Genomic DNA, 19,424 nt, shown 5'->3' with positions numbered 1-19,424 from the left:
AAAGGATGCTTTATGGTTTTTATCGCACGGCTGACGGTCCTGCTGACGTTGCTGGCGCTGCTCACGGGTTGTGAACGGCAGGAGGCGCCGCCGCTCGATCAGCAGCTTTATGTCTGGCAGCGGCAATGGACGCCGTCCCATCAGGCCGCCCTCGACGCCAGTCGGGCAGATTTTTCCACCTTGCGGGTGCTGGCCTTGCAGGCGTTTCCCCGTGCCGGGTGGAGTCGGGCGCGCATTGATGCGGCGCTGCTCAAGCATGATGGTCGACCGCTGATTGCGGTGGTGCGCCTGGATGGTCAGCTGGCGTCGCTGGACCAGGAGCAGATCACTGCGCACATCCTGCAACTGCTCGGCGATTGGCAAGGGCAGGGGCTGGTGCTGGCGGGGGTGGAAGTCGATCACGATGCGGGTATCGCCCGGCTACCGGCCTATCGGAAATTTCTCACGGATTTGCGGGCGACTCTGCCGGCGTCCCTTTCTTTAAGCATTACCGCGTTACCTGCCTGGCTCGACAGCCCTGAACTGCCAGCGTTGTTATCCACAGTCGACAGCAGCGTCCTGCAGGTGCATGCGGTGAGTGATCCACGTCGGGGGCTGTTCGATCCGGACCAGGCGAAAAAATGGGCCAGTGCCTGGGGCCGAATCACCACTCGGGACTTCTATCTGGCGTTGCCGGCCTACGGCGTCGCCCTGTTGCCCCAGACAGGCGGCGTGCCGGTGGTGGAAAGCGAAGTACCCGTTGAAGGCAACGGTGAGCGTCGCGAATTGCTCGCTGACCCACAACAATTGCGTACCCTGGCGCTTGAACTGCGCGACGACCCTCCGGCCCATCTGGCGGGGCTGATCTGGTTTCGCCTGCCGCTGGCCAATGACCGCCGGGCGTGGAGCCTGACGACCCTGGGTGCTGTCGCCCGTGGCGATCGCCTCGACAGTCGGCTGACGCTGCAACTCTCGGCGCAAAACGGCCTCTATGACGTCAGCATCAGCAACCAGGGCAATCTCGACAGTGCCTGGCCCGAGCGCCTGACGCTGGCGGGGCAGGGCTGCGATGGCGCCGATGCCCTGGCCGGTTATGCGTTGCAACAAAGCCCGGATCTGCTTACCTTCACCCGCCTGCGCGATGGGCGCCTGCCGGCTGGCGGGCAGCGGGCCATCGGCTGGGCGCGCTGCACCCACATTGATCAAGGAGGTTCGAATGTTCACCCGTAACTGGCCGCGTCATCTGCTCTGCCTGAGCCTGAGCTTGCCGCTGGGTTCGGCACTGGCCTGCGGGCCGGACTTTCCCATGCGCCTGCTCGATAACCGGAGCCAGTCACTGGCGGAATTGCCGGAAGGCAGTTTCCGCTTCGAGGTCAGCCGCCTGGGGCAGGCAATCGCGGGCCTGAAGAGCGTCAATGACGCCCTGCACAGCGGTGACCCGGCCGAATATGCCGAACAGCGCGAATATGCCGAGCAGGCCGATCTGACCGCCCCGCAGCAGGAACTGGTCAAACGCCTGCGCGGTTTGACCGATGCCCGTCAGGTCGAAGCCGAGGGGGCTGGCCTGCCGAAGGAGCTCTCGTTGTACCTGGCCGGCGCTGTTGCGTTCAACGCGGGTGAGCATGGATTGGCCGCCGATTACTTTCGCCAGGTGCTGGCGCTGCCGGCCGATCAGCGTGGCTTGCGCAGCACCTGGGCCGCCTACTCGCTGGGCCGGGCGCTGTTTGCCCTGAGCGCTGAAGCCGATGCCAGCCCGGACCTGCTGGCGCAAGCGCGCAAGGCTTTTGAACAGGCTCGGCAATTGACCATCGACGGTTTCAGCGATCCGCTGGAACTGGGCGTCGCCAGCCTCGGCGAAGAGGCGCGTGTGGCGCGCACGGCGGGTGACTGGAACAGCGCCATCGAACTCTACGCCGCGCAGAATCGCCACGGTTCGGGCGTCGGCTACACCTCGCTGAAGCTGCTGGTGGCCGATCTGGTGGCGATGCCTGAGGCGCAGCTGAAGCCGCTGCTTGAGGGCAAGGCGGTGCAGCAACTGATCACGGCGTCTTTGATCAGTCGGTTGAACTGGTCATTCGGTGAACAGCCTGAAGTTGAACGAAAAATGATCAAGCTGTTGCAGGCCAGCACGCGTGGCAGCCTGGATAACGCCGATCGGCTGGCGGCGATGAATTATCAACAGGGCGACTACGCCACTGCCAAAACCTTCCTCGAACATGCCGGCGATGGCGGCCTGGCGTGGTGGTTGCGAGCCAAGCTGGCATTGCGCGACGGCGACAAGGCCGCAGCCGTCGCGGCGTATGCCAAGGCTGCGCAGGCGTTCCCGCAGGATGAGTCCTGGGGGGAGCGGCGCACACCGGACTGGGCTTTCGAAACCGTCGAACCCAAATGCCGGGTCGAGGGCGAAAGTGCGATCCTGGCCCTGCAACGGGGCGATTACCTGCAAGCCTTCGACCAGTTGTATCGCAGCAAGGACATCTATTGGTTCGACGCCGCGACCGTTGCCGAACGCGTATTGACCGTCGATGAGCTCAAACAGTACGTCGATACCCAGGTGCCGGCGCCACCGGCGCTGACCCAGCAGGACCGCGACAACTATGTGCCGCTGCCGGTGGCTGCGCAATTACGCAACTTGCTTGGCCGTCGCCTGCTGCGCGAGGAACGTTATGACGAAGCCGTGGCGTACTTCGACAGCGACACGCTGCAAAAGAAGGCCAAGTGGTACGGTGAGTTGCGCCACGACGCCGAGTCGAAATGGTGGCCGAGCAAGCGCGCCTTTGCGTATTTTCACGCGGCGAACCTGGCCCGCTTCGATGGCATGGAGTTGCTGGGGTACGAGATGGCGCCGGACTACGCCACCTTCGGTGGTAATTACAGCCTGGAAAGTACCGAGCTCAAGGTCGGCCCGCTGGTGGCGGACGAAGAGGTCAAGCGCCAGCAAGCCAGCGCTGCGCAACCCGATCAGCGCTATCACTACCGCTATGTCGCCAACGCTCTGGCCAGCCAGGCTGCCGATCATTTGCCACAGACCAGCCAGGCCTTCGCGGCAGTGCTGTGTGCGGCGACGGGCTGGAGCCCCGATCAGCCTGAAAAAACGGCCCTCTATAAACGCTATGTAAAAGAAGGGCCCTACGTGCAGTGGGCCGTCTCATTTGGTGAGCATTGTCCTGAGCCGGACTTCCAGAACGCCGACAAGCGTTATGTCACCCAGGCCCTGAGCCCGCTGCGGGAGACGTTGCGCCCGTATAAACGCTGGCTGGAAATCGGCGCCGGGGTGGTGCTCGCCGCAGTTGTACTGCTGCTGGTCAACCGTCATAGACGTCGGGTGCGCCAGTAATCAGGCCTGTTGGACGAAGGTCAGGCGCACCGCAAAACCGATCAGCAAACTGCCGAACAGCCATTGCTGGAAGCGTTGGGCCGAAGGGCTGCGTTGCAGCCAGCGGCCCAGGGCGGCTCCGGTCAAGGCATAGGCGCAATCGAACAGCAGACCGACACTCACCAGCACCACGCCCAGGGTCGCGAACTGCAAAAGCACCGGGCCGGCGTGCGGGTTGATGAACTGCGGTAGCAGCACCGAGCAGAACAGCAGGGCCTTGGGGTTGAGCAGGTTGGTCAGCAAACCGCGCCGGATTGCCTGGCCCCACCGGGGGTTGGCGCGGGGCGCATCGACGGGGTTCAGATCCGGCAGCATCGTGGTGCGCAGGCACTGCACACCGATCCACAACAGGTAAGCGGCTCCTGCCAGGCGCACCACATCGAAGGTCCAGGGCGCAGCCTTGAATAACGCTGCCAGCCCCAGTGCCGCCAGCGCCACATGACAACCCCGCGCGATGCCCAGCCCCAGCGCCGTGGCGAGCGCCGCGCCTTTGCCCTGACGGGCACCGGTTTGCAGCAGCAGTATCATGTCCGGGCCTGGCAACAGGTAAACCACCGCCAATGCCATGAAAAACAGCCACAGTCCCACCATGTTGCACCCCAATGCGTTGTCGATTCGGTGAGGCCAGTCTAGGGCGGAAGGGCAGGGCAGGTGGTTGCGTAGTTTGCTTCTATGACCTTTCTTATTGGCATAATCTGCTTCATATGAATGCAGCAACCATCGGGATCTGCCAAAAATGAAACTGGATGCCTACGACCGCAAGATTCTCGCGGCCCTGCAACGTGATGGTCGTTTGAGCAATGTGCAATTGGCCGATGAAATCGGCCTGTCCGCGTCTCCGTGCCTGCGGCGTGTGCGGATGCTCGAAGAAGCCGGGGTGATTCGCGGCTACCAGGCCAACCTCGATCGTGATGAGGTCGGGCTGGGGTTGACGGTGTTTGTCGGGGTCAAGGTCGAGCGCCACAATGACGAACAGGCCGAAGCCTTTCGCCTGGCCGTGACGGCGCTACCGGAAGTGATATCGGCGTTTCTGGTGTCCGGGGAATCGGATTTCCTGTTGCAGGTGGTGGTGCCTGACCTGCGGGCCTACGATCGTTTTCTCACCGGGCGCCTGCTGAAATTGCCCGGCGTGAGCGATATCCGCAGCAACTTCGCGATCCATACGGTGAAGACGCCGGGGGCTTTGCCTCTGGGGCATTTGCCCGCCTGAACCGAGGCGCGTCCATCGCGGGCAAGCCCGCTCCTACAATTGATCTGTGGTGTAAACAAATCCCCTGTAGGAGCGGGCTTGCCCGCGATGGGCGCGACTCAATCCCAAGCCCTACATCTGCGTAGCCATTCCCTCGACATCCATCGCCGCCTGGCGCAACGCCTCGGACCGTGTCGGGTGCGGATGACAGGTCAGCGCGATGTCTTCCGCCGAAGCGCTGAACTCCATCGCCACGCAATATTCGCCAATCATCTCGCTGACGCTCGGGCCCACCAGATGCACCCCGAGCACTTCATCGGTGCGTTCATCGGCGAGCACCTTGGCGAAGCCTTCGGTCTCGTGGTTGATCTTCGCCCGGCTGTTGGCGGTGAACGGGAATTTACCGACTTTGTAGGCGCGACCTTCTGCATTGAGCTGTTCTTCGGTCTTGCCGACACTGGCCAGCTCCGGCCGGGTGTAGATGACATTGGGGATCAGCTCGTAATTGACCTCGCCGGCCTTGCCGACGATCTGCTCGACGCAGGCCATGGCCTCATCTTCAGCCTTGTGCGCGAGCATCGGCCCGGACGTGACATCGCCGATCACCCACACCCCTGGCGCTTCGGTGCGATGGCCCCGGTTGGCAAGCATCCCGCGTTTTTCCGTGACGAGGCCGACGTTCTCCAGGCCCAGGCCTTGGGTATAAGGCCGGCGCCCGATGGCCACCAGCACATAGTCGGCTTCCAGTAATTCGGCGGTGCCACCGGCGGCGGGTTCGACGCTGAGCTGGACGCCCTCGGCCGATGAAGCGGCGCGGGTGACCTTGGCGCTCAATTTGAAGCTGATGCCCTGCTTGCTCAACGAACGCTGCAAGGCTTTGCCCGCTTCCGCGTCCACACCAGGACAGATGCGGTCGAGATATTCGACGACGGTCACTTTCGCCCCCAGGCGCCGCCACACCGAACCCAGTTCCAGGCCGATCACACCGGCGCCGATCACCACCAGGTGCCCAGGCACTTCGCTAAGCGACAGAGCGCCGGTGGAGTCGAGGATGCGCTGGTTGTCGATCTCAACACCGGGAAGGGGCGTAGGTTCGGAGCCGGTGGCGATGATGATGTCCTTGGCGGTCAGCTCGGTTTTACCTCCCTCGCTGTCCGTTACCGTCACCTTGCCTGGGCCGTCGATATGGCCCCAGCCCTTGATCCAGTCGACTTTGTTTTTACGGAAAAGAAACTCGATGCCTTTAGTCAGCCCGGTCACGCTTTCATCTTTCTGCTTCATCATCTGCGCAAGATTCAGCGTGGGTTTGACCTCGATGCCCAGGTTGGCGAATTCCGACCCCATGGCCGCGTCGTACAGTTCAGAAGCGTGCAAAAGCGCCTTGGACGGCATGCAGCCGACGTTCAGGCAGGTCCCGCCCAAGGTGGCGCGTCCTTCGACGCAGGCGGCTTTCAAGCCGAGCTGTCCGGCGCGGATCGCTGCGTTGTAACCACCGGGGCCGCCGCCCAGAATCACGACGTCATAGTTGCTCATGGCTGTACTCCTGGATGAGTAAAGGGATTGGTAAACGTAAACTGGAGAAAAATTATGATCGTAATATGTGCGCTTCCCAGGCTTTCGGTCAAGGCTTCAGCAACGCGACAGCTTTGGCGCCTTTAGATAGAAGGTTAGATACGAAATATTCACGTCATTCGTTATATCGTAACGAAATGTGATTCGGGCAAAGATGCCGGGGTATTATGCAAGTTGATCTTGAGAGTGACGGCGCCGCGATCGCCGGGTTGCCACGCTTCCAGCAAGCGGCCTTCCATAGGCGGCGCCTGGGCTGGTGGGTGATCGGCCTTGGCGTGCTGGTGGGCGTGGGGCTGGTGCTGGCTTTTTTCACTGCGCTGTTTGCGCCGCAATCGTTGTGGCCGGCGCTGCTGGTCAATCAGTGCGCCAGCCTACTGGTGCTGATGGCGGGCCTGCAATCGGCGGGGTGGGTGGCGAAGTGGCGCGCCAGGGCGATGAACCCTTTGGAGTCAGTGGCGGACGTCGAGGCCGTTGAGCCCGCAGTGGGTTGGTATGATCGACTGCTGGAGCGCATCAGCCAACGCAGCAAACAACTATTGATCAACATTGGCGCGCCGACGTTGTGGCTGGCTGGTTGGGCCCTGTTGGCACTGCTGAGTATCGAGCAGATCTGGAACCTGTCCCTGCCCGCTGCGGCATTGGGCTTTTCAGCGAATGTCGGCGCAGCAGTGTCGCTGTTGCTGGCGTTCGGCCTGCTGGTGCTGGAGCGTCAATTGGCCCAGCAATCGGCTGCCCAGTGGCCTGAGGCCGGTGCATTGGCGCAACTGGCGCGCGTCGCTATCGTCAGCCTGGTGCTAAGCGCGCTGTGCCTGTTGTTCGCCAGCAGCGAAACGGTGTGGCCGGCACGCCTGGCCGTGTTGATCGGCCTGCTGCCGGGGTTGGTCGCCGCCGAACTGTTGCTGCGCGCCTTGCTGTCCTTGTTCACCCCGCGCCGCGAACAGCTGGAGCCGCCGCTGTTGGCCAGAAGTTTCGCTGCTGATCTGTTGCGCTGGCCGCCGCAACCCTTGCTGGCGTTGCAGCACGAATTGCACAACCGCTTCGGCATCGACCTGCGACAAATCTGGGCATTCAGCTACATGCGCCGCGCCTTGCTACCGGTGCTGGCGGTGGTGGCCGTGGTCGGTTGGGCGCTGACCGGTGTTCATGAAATCGCCTTGCAGGAACGGGGCATCTACGAACGTTTCGGCAAGCCGGTGGCAGTGTTCGGCCCGGGCCTGCATGTCGGTCTGCCCTGGCCGTTGGGCCGCGTGCTGAGTGTCGAGAATGGTGTGGTGCACGAGCTGGCCACCAGTGTCGGTGAAGTAGCGGCGCCGGTTGCCGCGCAGCCGGCAGAAGGCCCGGCACCGGACGTGGCCAACCGCTTGTGGGATGCCAGTCACGTCAACGACAAATCCCAGGTCATCGCCAGCAGTCGTGCCGACAAACAGAGCTTCCAGATCGTCAACATGGACGTGCGGTTCGTCTACCGCATCGGTTTGACCGATCAAGCGGCATTGGCCGCCACGTACAACAGTGCCGATGTGCCGACACTGATCCGCAGCACCGCGAGCCGGATCCTGGTGCACGATTTTGCCTCGCGCACCCTCGACGGTTTGCTGGGAGAGGACAGGGTAGGGCTCGCCGAAGACATTGGCCGGGCCGTGCAAGCGGACCTGACATCGCTCGACAGTGGCGTGGAAATTCTCGCCACGGTAGTGGAGGCCATTCACCCACCGGCGGGTGCGGCCAATGCCTATCACGGTGTGCAAGCGGCGCAGATCGCCGCGCAGGCGCTGATTTCACGCGAGCGCGGAGCGGCGGCGGAAGCGACCAACCAGGCGCAGTTGCGGGCCAGCATCGCCAGCGACCAGGCCAGCGCCAGCGCAAGGGAAACCCATGCAGCGGCGCAGGCGGCGAACCTGAAATTCTCCGCCGAGCAAAAAGCCTATGCCAGCGCCGGTCAGGCGTTCGTGCTGGAGCAGTATCTGAGCCAGCTGTCCCAAGGCCTGGCCAGCGCGAAGCTGCTGGTCATCGATCATCGCCTGGGCGGTAGCGGCAACGCGCCGACCATCGACCTGCGCACGTTCACCTCGCCAGCCGACCCCACGCCCTCGCCTAAAACCGCTCAACCAGGAGCTGCCAATTGAGCCACTCACACACTCACGATAATGATCACGGTCATGGCGGGCATCACCACGGGCACCACCATCATCACCATCACGGCGAGCCGCAAGAGGCTGGCCCCTTTGCCTGGCGACGCATGGGCTGGGCGGCGCTGCTGGTGGCCTTCGCCATCGCGGCGGCGAGCCTGGTGCAGGTGCGTTCCGGCGAGGCGACGGTGATCACCCGTTTTGGCAATCCGTCGCGGGTGCTGCTGGCCCCCGGCTTGAGCTGGCGCTGGCCGGCGCCGTTCGAGGCGGCGATCCCTGTAGATCTGCGGTTGCGCACCACCTCCAGCGGGTTGCAGGACGTCGGTACACGCGATGGCTTGCGCATCATCGTCCAGGCTTATGTGGCGTGGCAGGTCCAGGGGGATCCGGACAATGTGCAGCGTTTCATGCGCGCGGTGCAGAACCAGCCGGACGAAGCCGCGCGGCAGATTCGTACCTTTGTCGGTTCCGCGCTGGAAACCACCGCCAGCAGTTTCGATCTGGCTAACCTGGTCAACACCGATGCCAGCCAGGTGCGCATCGCCGATTTCGAAGCGCAACTGCGCCAGCAAATTGATCAGCAATTGTTGGCCACCTATGGGGTGCGCGTGCTGCAAGTGGGTATCGAACGTTTGACCTTGCCGTCAGTGACGCTGACCGCCACGGTCGATCGCATGCGCGCCGAGCGTGAAACAATCGCCACCGAACGCACGGCCATCGGCAAGCGCGAAGCGGCGCAAATCCGTTCTGCTGCCGAAAGGGATGCGCGGATCGTCCAGGCAGATGCCACCGTGAAAGCGGCCGAGATCGAGGCGCAGTCCCGGGTCGAAGCGGCGCAGATCTACGGGCGCGCCTACGCCGGCTCGCCGCAGTTGTACAACCTGCTGCGTTCGCTGGACACCCTCGGCACTATCGTCGGCCCGGGAACGAAGCTGGTATTGCGCACCGACGCGGCGCCCTTCCGGGTGTTGGTGGACGGCCCCACGAGTCTCGACAACAAACCTGGGTCGCAGCCATGAGTTTGGTTCCACGTGGAACACATGAGTTGAGTAGCCCGTGGATTCAGGCCGGGCGCTTGGCCTTTCTCGCGTTGTATGCGGTGACCGTGCTGGCGGCATTGGCCTGGGCATTTTCCAATGTGCGGCAAATTGATCCGCAGAATCGCGCGGTGGTGTTGCACTTCGGTGCGCTGGATCGCATTCAGAATGCCGGCCTGTTGCTGGCGTGGCCTCGGCCCTTCGAGCAGGTGATTCTGTTGCCGGCGGCGGATCGAGTGATCGAGCGGCGGGTCACCAATCTGTTGCGCAGTGATGCTGCATTACAGGCCGACAGGTCTGCGACCTTCGCCTCGCCGATCAGTGATGCGTTGGCTGGCTCTGGCTATTTGCTCACCGGTGATGCCGGCGTCGTGCAGCTGGATGTGCGGGTGTTCTACAAGGTCACCGAACCATACGCCTTCGTACTTCAAGGTGAACATGTGCTGCCAGCGCTGGATCGCCTGGTAACTCGCAGTTCGGTTGCCCTGACGGCAGCGCGGGACCTGGACACCATCCTGGTCGCACGACCCGAGCTGATCGGGGCCGACAGTCAGGCCGCTGAACGCCGTGAGCGACTGCGCGGCGATCTGGTGCAAGGCATCAATCAGCGCCTGGCTGAACTGGCCGCGACAGGGCAGGGGCTGGGTATCGAAGTGGCGCGGGTGGATGTGCAATCGAGCCTGCCGGATCCGGCGGTCAACGCCTTCAATGCGGTCCTGACGGCCAGCCAGCAGGCTGACAAAGCGGTGGCCAATGCACGCACCGACGCTGAGAAACTCAACCAGACCGCCAACGAACAAGCTGATCGCACCTTGCAGGTCGCCCATGCCCAGGCGAGCGAACGACTGGCCAAGGCCTCCGCCGACACCGCCACGGTGCTGGGCCTGACCAAGGCGCAACAGCAAGGCACCGACCCGCAGATGCTATTGCGCATCTACCGCGAACGCATGCCGAAAATCCTCGGGCAGGCCGGCTCGGTGACAACGGTCAATCCGAAAGACGATTCCCGCCTGATCCTTCAGGGAGCTGCACAATGACTGCTTCTACCGCCGCGGCACCGAGCCTGCTGTCTTCAGCCGAGCAATGCAGCGCCGCCCGTCAACTGACCCTGGCCATGCTCGCCCTGGGGCTGCTGGCGCTCGGATTGATCTGGCGCTGGGTCTCACCGCAGCAGCTCGGCGTCAGTCAATTGCTGCTCGGCGTCGCGTCGATCCTGGTGGCCGTGCCGGTGATGCGCTCGGCGTGGTTCAGCCTGCGCTACCCGAGCCTGCATGGCATTACCGATCAGTTGATTGCCCTGGCCATGCTCGGCGCCTGGGCGACCGGTGATCTGCTGACCGCCGCGTTGTTGCCCATCATCATGATCTTCGGCCACGTGCTGGAAGAGCGCAGCGTGATCGGCTCCCAGGAAGCCATCCATGCGTTGGGCAAACTCACCCGCAGCCAGGCACGCCGGGTGCAGGCTGATGGCTCAATCGTCGAAGTGGATAACGGCACGCTCAAGTCCGGTGATTGCGTGGAGGTTCGCGCCGGTGATCGCGTGCCGGCCGATGGCCGAGTACTGTCCGGCCAGGCCAGCCTCGATACGGCATCAATCACCGGTGAGTCGGTGCCGGTGGAGGCGGGCGTCGGCCAATCGGTGTTTGGCGGGGCGATCAACCTCGATGGCCTGCTGCGCATTGAAGTGACGCGCACGGGCAGCGAATCGACCCTGGGCAAGGTCATCGCGCTGATGCAGAGTGCCGAGCGCTCCAAGCCGCCGATTACCCGGCTGCTTGAACGCTACGCCGGCAGCTACATGGTGCTGGTGTTGCTGCTGGCCGCCGTAACCTGGTTTGTCACCAACGATGCCCAGGCGATGCTCGCGGTGTTGGTGGCGGCGTGCCCGTGTGCGCTGGTGTTGTCGGCGCCGGCCACGGCCATTGCCGGCGTAGCGGTGGCGGCGCGCCACGGCATCCTGATTCGCAGCTCGGCGTTTCTCGAAGAGCTGGCCGACCTCACCTCACTGGTGGTCGACAAGACCGGGACCCTGACCTTCGGCACGCTGCGCCTGCAGTCGATCGACAGCCCGCTGGAGGATCGCAGCCACGTGCTGAGGCTCGCGGCCAGCCTCGGCTCGGCCAGCAGCCACCCGGTCAGCCGCGCACTCGCCGGCCTGGTCAGTCAGGAGGATTGCCTGCAGCTTGAGGACATTCACGAACGCCAGGGTCTGGGTGTGGTGGCCATGACCGAGCAGGGCGAAGCAGCGTTGGGTCGCCCCGAGTTGTTCAGCCAATTGGGGATCGTCACCAGCACCGTGCCTGAACACGATGGTCCGATTGCCGGGCTCGCCCTGGACGGCAGATTTCTCGCCTGGTTGTTGCTGGCCGACAGCGTCAAACCCGAGGCGCGTTTTGCCCTGGGCGAGTTGCGCGAGCTTGGTTTGGGCCGCCAGTTGTTGCTCACCGGCGATCGCCAGAGCGTGGCGCAGACCCTGGCCCACGACGTTGGCTTGCACGACGTCCAGGCCCAGGCCTTGCCCGAAGACAAACTCAATCGGGTACTCCAGGAAATCGACAGTGGCTTTCGACCCATGGTGGTCGGCGACGGCATCAACGATTCGCTGGCCCTCAAGGCCGGGGTGGTGGGGGTGGCCATGGGGGCGGGCGGGGCGGACATCGCCCTGGCGTCGGCCGACATCGTGTTGATTGGCAGCGACTTGCGCCGCCTCGGCACCTGCGTGCGCCTGAGTCGCCAATGCCGCCATACCCTGCAGGTCAACGTGATCATCGGCCTGGGCTGGACCCTGGCGATCGTCGTGTTCGCGGCGTTCGGCTGGCTCGGCGCGGCGGGTGCGATGATCGCTGCCGTGCTGCATAACCTCAGCACTTTGCTGGTGCTGGGCAACGCCGGGCGTCTGCTGCGGTTTCAGGAACCGCTGCTCAAGGTGCAGGACGACGCCTGAGCGCCGCCAGGTTTTGCGAACTGTGCGACAGATTTGCAGTCATCTGAACAAGGGTCATGACTTCTTTGTGTCGACGACAGTGGACAGCGCTGGCGGCCATAGAGAAGGGCTATCAATTCGATAGCCTGCTATTTTTCATGGATGGTCTAACCTCACTCCAGACGTCTGAAACCAGGGGGATATTCCATGCTCGCGCAACTTCCACCGGCCTTACAGAATCTGCAGTTACCGTTACGCCTGAGGCTATGGGACGGCCACGAGTTCAATCTGGGACCGACCCCCAGCGTCACGATTGTGGTCAAGGATCCGCAAGTGGTGACCCAGTTCACTCACCCCAGCCTGGATGCGCTCGGCGCAGCCTTCGTCGAAGGCAAGCTGGAGCTGGAAGGCTCGATGAGCGACGTGATTCGCGTCTGCGATGACCTGAGCCAGGCGCTGCTCGGCGAGGATGACGACAGCAACCCTGTACGCACCTCGCACGACAAGGAAACCGACGCCAAGGCGATTTCCTATCACTACGACCTTTCCAACGAGTTCTATCAGCTGTGGCTCGACAGCGACATGGCGTATTCCTGCGCCTACTTCGAGACCGGTAGCGAAACCCTGGAACAAGCCCAGCAAGCCAAATTCCGCCACCTGTGCCGCAAGCTGCGTTTGCAGCCAGGCGAGTACCTGTTGGACGTCGGTTGCGGTTGGGGCGGGTTGTCACGGTATGCGGCGCGGGAGTTCGGTGTAAAGGTGTTCGGCATCACGCTGAGCAAGGAACAACTGGCGCTGGCCCGTGAGCGGGTGGTCGCTGAAGGCCTGGAAGATCAGGTTGAACTGCAACTGCTCGACTACCGCGATCTGCCTCAGGACGGGCGGTTCGACAAGGTCGTCAGCGTTGGCATGTTCGAGCATGTCGGCCATGCGAACCTGGCCGAGTACTGCAAAACCCTGTTCGGCGCGGTGAAGGAGGGTGGCCTGGTGATGAACCATGGCATCACCGCCAAGCACACCGACGGTCGTCCGGTGGGGCGTGGTGCGGGTGACTTCATCGAGAAGTACGTGTTCCCCAACGGTGAGCTGCCGCACCTGTCGATGATCTCCGCCGAGATCAGCGAGGCCGGTCTGGAAATCGTCGATGTCGAGAGTCTGCGCCTGCACTACGCGCGCACCCTGGATCACTGGAGCGAACGCCTGGAAGACAATCTGGAAACCGCCAGCAAACTGGTGCCGGAACAGGCGCTGCGTATCTGGCGGTTGTACCTGGCGGGATGCGCCTATGCGTTCGCCCGGGGCTGGATCAACCTGCACCAGATCCTGGCGGTTAAAGCCCACCCTGACGGCAGCCACGAACTGCCCTGGACCCGCGACGACATCTACACGCCTTAAAGGATCGGCGAAATGAGCCGGGCGATCCGCATGCCGATCTGTTGCAGGCGGTGGGTCTCCCGGCTTTCTTCTTTGGCGACTTCGTGGGCCTGGGCAAAGTCGTCGTTGAGCATTCGTTCCACCTCTGCGGCAAACGCACTGTCGACGGTTAGCAGCATCGCTTCAAAATTCAGCCGGAACGAGCGGTTGTCCAGATTGGCGCTGCCGATGGCGCTGATTTCGCGGTCGATCAACACCACCTTCTGATGCAAAAAACCGGGTTCATAGCGGAACACCCGCACGCCCGCGCGCACCGCTTCGAACGCGTACAGGCTGGAGGCGGCGTAGACGATCCGGTGATCGGGGCGCGACGGCAGCAGAATCCGCACGTCCACCCCTCGCAGGACGGCCAGGCGTAACGCCGCGAAAACAGCTTCGTCAGGAATGAAATAGGGGCTGGTGATCCACACCCGTTCCGTTGCCGCATGGATGGCTTCGACGAAGAACAGCGAGCAGGTTTCATAAGGATCCGCCGGGCCACTGGCGAGCAACTGACAGAGCACGCCGTCGTCGGGGTACACGTCCGGCAGGATCAACGGCGGCAATGAGCGTGCGGCCCAGAACCAGTCTTCGGCGAAGGACTCCTGCATGCAGGCCACCACAGGGCCACGAACACCGACGTGGGTATCGCGCCACGGGGCCAGGGGTGGCTTCTCGCCCAGGTACTCGTCGCCGACGTTGTGACCGCCCACGAAACCCAACTCCCCATCGACCACCACGATCTTGCGGTGATTGCGGAAATTGACCTGAAAGCGGTTGAGCCAGCCGCTGCGTGTCGCAAAGGCTTTGACCTCGACACCGGCATCGCGCAATGGCTGTACGTAACTGTGGGGCAGAGAGTGGCTGCCGATGCGGTCGTACAGCAGATACACGGCGACGCCTTCCGCTGCTTTTTTCAGCAACAGCGTTTGCAGGCGTTGACCCAGGCGGTCGTCGTGGATGATGAAAAACTGGATCAGCACGGCTTCCCTGGCTTGGCTGATGGCCTCGAAAATCGCTTCGAAGGTGGCGGGCCCATTGATCAACAGGCGCACCTCATTGTTGGCCAGGCACGGCATGCGCCCCAGTTTGGGCATGGCCCGCAGTGTGTCGTAGGCGCTGGATGCCCGGGCGGCGAGTGCTTCCTCGACCCAGGGGCGCCAGTTCAATTCGGCAATGGCCTTGCGCATTTCTTCGTTGGCCTGGCGCCGTGCCTTGATGTAGCCATCGAAGGTGCTGCGGCCGAACACCAGATATGGAATGAGCGTGAGGTAAGGCATGAACAGCAACGACAGGGCCCAGGCAATCGAGCCCTGGGCGGTCCTGACGGTCAGGACGGCATGGATGGCGGCAATCAGCCCCAGTGAATGCAGCAGCGCAATCAGATAACCGAAAACATGCGGTCCGAAGTAATCCATGGGGCGACCTTGCTCCTGAAGATTCAATGCCTAACAGACCATGTTCCGTGCAGAATGTCGCTAATTAATTGGCCCCTGAACCGAAGCCCGTGGCTGACGTCTAACGGCCACTACTATCAGGAGTGACTCGATGAACGTTCGTCTGCTGGGTTTGGCCGTGGCTTTTGGTTTGGCGCTTCCCGTGGCCGCTCAGGCGCAGATGTTGCAGCCGGGGTTGTGGGAGCTGACCTCGAGCAACATGAAAGTGGATGACCAGAACCTGCCGGACCTGAGTTTGATCCTCGGGCAGATTCAGAGCCAGATGACCCCTGAACAGCGCGCGCAATTGGAGAAGCAGGGCATCACCATGGGCGGCAAAGGCATTCGCGCTTGCCTCACGCCGGAGCAGGTCAAGAGTGACAACATCCCGCTGACGGATCCGCAGTCCGGCTGCCGCCAGGAAATCACCGAGCGTACCGGCAACCAGTGGAAATTCCGTTTCAGCTGCCCGAAAGCACAAGGTGCAGGTGTGGCGACGTTCCTCAGTGATCGTGAGTTCACCACCAAGGTCAATGGCACCTTCAATGCCACCGGTATTCAGCAGAAGGGGAGTATGGATACCCGGGCTGTCTGGTTGGGGCAGGATTGTGGGACGGTGAAGCCCCGGGCTTAAAAAGCATCGCGAGCAAGCTCGCTCCTACAGGGGGCGAGCTTCAAACCACTGCAGGCTCAACCGGCCGCAACCACGCACACACCGCTTCAATCGCCATCGTGCCGAAATCCTCGCCGTTCTGGCTGCGCAAGCTGACGAATCCACCTTCCTTTTCCTTCTCGCCGACTACTACCAGGTAGGGCACCAGTTGGCTGTGCTCGCGGATCTTGTGGTGAATCTTCTCGTTACGCAGGTCGGCGCGGGCGCGTACGCCGTGGCGTCGCAGGGCTTCGGTGACCGATTGGGCGTAGTCGGATTGGCGATCATCCATGCTCACAATCATCACGTGCGGCGGCGCCCGCCAGTTTTCCAGTTCTTCCTGGCTCGACCAGCAACTGCCGTAGATGCGTTGTGACGCGGTACCGCTGATGTGGTCGAGGGCGAACGCTTGCAACACCCTTGTTGCCGGGACATGTGGGCCCACCGACAGACACTCGAAATCTCCGAGTACGTAGGGCATCAGCTCGCCGATGGGGATTGACGGCTCACGCCGACGAATCGAATGGTTGGTCGCCGCCAGCGTTTTCATGCGCGCTTCAATGCCCGCCAGATCGACCAGGTTCAGCGGTCGCTCAAAAGCGAACTCGTGGAAGAAGCCGTCACCGAGCACTGATCCATTGAGCAACTGCGCCTTGGGGTAAAGCTGTTTAACGGCCATTGCCAGCATCAGCACACAGGAGCGTCGCAGGATCTCCAGCCCATCGGGCTCGCGCGGCGTGACGATGCTGACGCGCGCGTCGGCCTTGAGCATGAACTCGCAATCCACCAGCACCCCGTCGACCCGACCCGCCACTGCGGCCTTGGCCAGGCCGGCACTGATGCTTGCGGCGAGTTCGTACACCGACAACGGCTGATCGTATTCAAGCAATGAGCCATCGCTGAGGGTGATGTGGATCATGTCGGTGTTCTCGAGTACTAGCGCATAAACCGTAGTGGTAAACCCTGGCAGTTGTCATTAAGACATTTGTCGTGCCATGCGATCTGGCCGGACACCAGCGTCGTGCTGACGCTGTGGCGAAACCGGTGCCGGGCAAATGGCGTCCAGCCACACTGGGAAAGAATCGGCTCCGGGCCGACGGCCACGCCGCCCGGTTCGGGCTTGATCAATACCAGGTCCGCCCAATACCCCTCACGCAGGTAGCCACGGTCGGGAATCGCAAACAGGTCCGCGACACTGTGGCTGGTCTTGGCCACGAGCGTGGTGATCGGGAGCAAGTTATCCGCCACCAGTTCCAGTAACGCGGGGAGGGCGTGTTGCACCAATGGTAGGCCAGATGGCGCGTGTTGGTAGTCGCGTTGTTTTTCAGCCCATGTATGAGGCGCGTGATCGCTGCCGATCACATCCAGTCGATGACTCGACAAGGCTTGGCGCAGTGCGTCGCGATCGGCCTGGGTCTTGATCGCCGGGTTGCACTTGATCTGGTTGCCGAGCGCCGCGTAATCGCGATCGTCGAACAGCAAATGGTGCAGGCACACTTCGGCGGTAATGCGTTTATGCGCCAGCGGTTTATCTTCGAACAGCGCCAGTTCGCGCGCCGTGGTCAGGTGCAGCACGTGCAGTCGTGTGCCGTGACGCCTGGCCAGGTTCACCGCCATGGAGGACGAGTGAAAGCAGGCCTGGGCATCGCGAATCAAAGGATGGTCGGCGGCGCTGATGGCCTCGCCGAACAGGGCGCGGTGTTCGGCCAGGTTGGCTTCGATGCTCGGCGTGTGTTCGCAGTGGGCCAACAGGATTGTCGGCACCTCGGCGAACAACCTTTCGAGCACCTTGGGGTCGTCCACCAGCATGTTGCCGGTGGAGGCGCCCATGAACACTTTCACCCCGGCCACTTCGCTGGGATTGAGCGCGGCGATGGTGTCGAGGTTGTCGTTGCTCACGCCGAAGTGAAAGCCGTAGTTGGCCACGGAGTTGATCGCGGCGCGGCGTTTCTTGTCGGCCAGTGCGGCGAGGGTCAAGGTGGCGGGTTGAGTGTTGGGCATGTCCATGAAACTGGTGATGCCGCCCGCCACCGCCGCCCGCGATTCGGTGTAGATGCTGCCTTTGTCCGGCGCGCCAGGGTCGCGAAAGTGCACTTGGTCGTCGATCATGCCAGGCAGAAGCCACTGCCCGTCGGCATCGATTTCCACGCTGGCATTTTCACCTTCGATGCTGCGGGCGATCTTGACGATCCGCCCGTGGCTGACCAACAGATCACCATCGAACTCACAGCCTTCATTGACCAGCCGCGCATTGCGGATCAGCACGCTGCTCATGGTTCAGAACTCGTTTTGCAGGGCCTTGTAACCCCGTACCAGATCGACGTTGGTGCGCGCCACGTCCTCGGAAAACTCCGAGGCGCTGACGCTCACCGGTGGGTATTTCGACAGGTCGGTGTTCGGCCCGATGCGCGTGGTGGAGGGCACATAGAAACCCTCGGGCAAATCGCGCCCATCGACCACCGAGTTGTGCCGCACCACGCAGCCGTCACCGACGGCGCAGTTGAACAGCACACTGTTGAAGCCGATGAACACCCGGTCGCCCACGACGCAGGGGCCATGCACGATGGAGCGGTGGGCGATCGAACTGAACTCGCCGATGGTCACCGCCGCGCCGGATTTGGAGTGGATTACCACGCCATCCTGGATGTTCGAATTGGCGCCGATGGTGATCGCATCCATCTCGGCAGCCGCGTTCACTTCGTCGGCGCGAATCACCGCATACGGGCCGACGAAGACGTTTTCGCCGATCACCACTTTGCCGCAGATGATGGCGGTTTTATCCACGTACGCGGACTCGGCAATCACCGGCAGATCACCTGAAGGGTTCTTGCGGATCATGGTTTGCCCAGCGCGTTGTACAGGGTGTTGAGGTTGTATTCGAACAGGCCGGTGAAGGTGCTGGCCGGGCCGCTTGCGGCGAGTGCGTCGGAGTACAGGGTGCCGCCGATGTGTGCGCCGCTTTCATCGGCAATCTGCTTGAGCAGGCGTGCGTCCTTGATGTTCTCCATGAACACCGCCTTGACCTTGGCCTGGCGGATCTGGGTGATCAGCGCGGCGACTTCCGCGGCGGTGGGTTCACGTTCGGTGGACAGCCCCTGCGGCGCCATGAAGTCGATGCCGTAGGCCTGGCCGAGGTAACCGAATGCATCATGGGAGGTGACGATCTTGCGGTTGCCCGCGGGCAGCGAGCCGAGTTTGGCCTTGGCTTTGGCGAGCAGTGCGTAGATCTGTTTCAGGTACGCCTGGCTGTTGCGTTCGTAGTCGGCTTTGTTCGCCGGGTCGGCGGCGATCAGCGCCTTGGTGATGTTGCCGACGTACAGCTCGGCGTTCGCTAGGTTGTGCCAGGCGTGGGGGTCGGGAATGGTCTCGCCGTCTTCATCCAGCGAGCGCGGGATGACCCCGTGACTGGCGCTGATCACGGTTGCCTGTGTGTCGGTGCTGGTCACCAGGCGGTCCAGCCAGGGTTCGAAACCCAGGCCGTTCTTGATGATCAGCTTGGCGCCGAGCAGGGCCTTGGCATCGTCCGGCGTGGGCTCGTAGGTATGGGCGTCAGCATCGGGGCCGACCATGTTGGTGATCTGGATATGCTCGCCACCGACCTGATGGGTCATGTCGGCGAGGATGCTGAAGCTGGTCACCACCTGGAGTTTTTCCGCTGCGGACAGCGACATCGAGAGCATCAAACTGAACAACACGAGTAAAGCGCGCATCGGGCAAC

At 62.7% G+C, this 19,424-nt stretch carries 16 protein-coding genes; 9 read left to right on the top strand and 7 right to left on the bottom strand.

Translation table 11 applies throughout. The features are described 5' to 3' along the window. Positions 1–12: 12 nt before the first annotated feature. Both ABVN20_RS13790 and ABVN20_RS13785 read left to right on the top strand, forming a co-directional pair. Positions 13–1,209, top strand: coding sequence for a DUF3142 domain-containing protein (locus ABVN20_RS13790; RefSeq protein ID WP_368556265.1), 1,197 nt, complete (start codon positions 13–15; stop codon positions 1,207–1,209). Beyond that, the gene (locus ABVN20_RS13785) at positions 1,196–3,316 is read left to right on the top strand and encodes a hypothetical protein (protein WP_368556264.1); all 2,121 of its coding nucleotides are present in this window, start codon (positions 1,196–1,198) and stop codon (positions 3,314–3,316) included. The genes ABVN20_RS13790 and ABVN20_RS13785 overlap by 14 nt, the downstream gene beginning before the upstream one ends. Here ABVN20_RS13785 and ABVN20_RS13780 read toward each other — a convergent pair whose 3' ends face one another. Then, positions 3,317–3,946 carry a LysE family translocator gene (locus ABVN20_RS13780; RefSeq protein WP_368556262.1) on the bottom strand — a complete coding sequence of 210 codons (630 nt, stop codon included), beginning with the start codon at positions 3,944–3,946 and terminating at the stop codon, positions 3,317–3,319. Between the two features lie 145 nt (positions 3,947–4,091). Between ABVN20_RS13780 and ABVN20_RS13775 the strand changes: the two genes are divergently transcribed. After that, on the top strand, positions 4,092–4,565 hold the full coding sequence (locus tag ABVN20_RS13775; RefSeq protein WP_046053936.1) for an Lrp/AsnC family transcriptional regulator: 474 nt from the start codon (positions 4,092–4,094) through the stop codon (positions 4,563–4,565). A 111-nt stretch (positions 4,566–4,676) separates the two neighbouring features. Here ABVN20_RS13775 and lpdA read toward each other — a convergent pair whose 3' ends face one another. Next, positions 4,677–6,077 (bottom strand): dihydrolipoyl dehydrogenase, encoded by a 1,401-nt coding sequence (gene lpdA, locus ABVN20_RS13770; protein WP_368556260.1) that lies wholly within the window; start codon positions 6,075–6,077, stop codon positions 4,677–4,679. 206 nt (positions 6,078–6,283) lie between these two features. On the opposite strand from lpdA, the gene hflK (ABVN20_RS13765) reads away from it, so the two are divergent. The 5 genes from hflK (ABVN20_RS13765) (at position 6,284) to cfaB (ending at position 13,600) form a co-directional block, all read left to right on the top strand. After that, positions 6,284–8,242 (top strand): protease modulator HflK, encoded by a 1,959-nt coding sequence (gene hflK / locus ABVN20_RS13765; RefSeq protein WP_368556259.1) that lies wholly within the window; start codon positions 6,284–6,286, stop codon positions 8,240–8,242. After that, positions 8,239–9,264, top strand: coding sequence for a protease modulator HflC (gene hflC, locus ABVN20_RS13760; RefSeq protein ID WP_368556258.1), 1,026 nt, complete (start codon positions 8,239–8,241; stop codon positions 9,262–9,264). The genes hflK (ABVN20_RS13765) and hflC overlap by 4 nt, the downstream gene beginning before the upstream one ends. Continuing rightward, positions 9,261–10,319, top strand: coding sequence for a protease modulator HflK (gene hflK, locus ABVN20_RS13755; protein WP_368556257.1), 1,059 nt, complete (start codon positions 9,261–9,263; stop codon positions 10,317–10,319). The genes hflC and hflK (ABVN20_RS13755) overlap by 4 nt, the downstream gene beginning before the upstream one ends. Next, complete coding sequence (locus ABVN20_RS13750) at positions 10,316–12,226, top strand: cation-translocating P-type ATPase (protein WP_368556256.1); 1,911 nt, start codon at positions 10,316–10,318, stop codon at positions 12,224–12,226. The genes hflK (ABVN20_RS13755) and ABVN20_RS13750 overlap by 4 nt, the downstream gene beginning before the upstream one ends. 186 nt (positions 12,227–12,412) lie before the next feature. Further along, positions 12,413–13,600, top strand: coding sequence for a C17 cyclopropane fatty acid synthase CfaB (gene cfaB, locus ABVN20_RS13745; protein ID WP_368556255.1), 1,188 nt, complete (start codon positions 12,413–12,415; stop codon positions 13,598–13,600). Here cfaB and cls read toward each other — a convergent pair. Continuing rightward, positions 13,597–15,036 (bottom strand): cardiolipin synthase, encoded by a 1,440-nt coding sequence (gene cls / locus ABVN20_RS13740; RefSeq protein ID WP_368556253.1) that lies wholly within the window; start codon positions 15,034–15,036, stop codon positions 13,597–13,599. The two genes, cfaB and cls, sit on opposite strands and share 4 nt — an antisense overlap. A 130-nt stretch (positions 15,037–15,166) precedes the next feature. On the opposite strand from cls, the gene ABVN20_RS13735 reads away from it, so the two are divergent. After that, the gene (locus tag ABVN20_RS13735; RefSeq protein WP_368556252.1) at positions 15,167–15,688 is read left to right on the top strand and encodes a DUF3617 domain-containing protein; all 522 of its coding nucleotides are present in this window, start codon (positions 15,167–15,169) and stop codon (positions 15,686–15,688) included. Between the two features lie 40 nt (positions 15,689–15,728). On the opposite strand, the gene ABVN20_RS13730 is transcribed toward ABVN20_RS13735, so the two are convergent. The 4 genes from ABVN20_RS13730 to ABVN20_RS13715 are packed head-to-tail and all read right to left on the bottom strand — an operon-like array spanning position 15,729 to position 19,416. Continuing rightward, the gene (locus ABVN20_RS13730; RefSeq protein ID WP_368556251.1) at positions 15,729–16,625 is read right to left on the bottom strand and encodes a His/Gly/Thr/Pro-type tRNA ligase C-terminal domain-containing protein; all 897 of its coding nucleotides are present in this window, start codon (positions 16,623–16,625) and stop codon (positions 15,729–15,731) included. Between the two features lie 17 nt (positions 16,626–16,642). Further along, positions 16,643–17,980 (bottom strand): dihydroorotase, encoded by a 1,338-nt coding sequence (locus ABVN20_RS13725; protein WP_368556250.1) that lies wholly within the window; start codon positions 17,978–17,980, stop codon positions 16,643–16,645. 3 nt (positions 17,981–17,983) lie between these two features. Beyond that, positions 17,984–18,544, bottom strand: coding sequence for a DapH/DapD/GlmU-related protein (locus tag ABVN20_RS13720; protein ID WP_368556249.1), 561 nt, complete (start codon positions 18,542–18,544; stop codon positions 17,984–17,986). Next, on the bottom strand, positions 18,541–19,416 hold the full coding sequence (locus tag ABVN20_RS13715) for a metal ABC transporter substrate-binding protein (protein WP_368556247.1): 876 nt from the start codon (positions 19,414–19,416) through the stop codon (positions 18,541–18,543). Before ABVN20_RS13715 ends, ABVN20_RS13720 begins: the two co-directional genes overlap by 4 nt. Between the last annotated feature and the right edge of the window lie 8 nt (positions 19,417–19,424).

The sequence above is a fragment of the Pseudomonas sp. MYb118 genome (assembly GCF_040947875.1).
Classification (GTDB): domain Bacteria; phylum Pseudomonadota; class Gammaproteobacteria; order Pseudomonadales; family Pseudomonadaceae; genus Aquipseudomonas.
The sequence above is the reverse complement of the archived record's forward strand: the minus strand, read 5'-3'. Positions and strand labels throughout refer to the sequence as shown.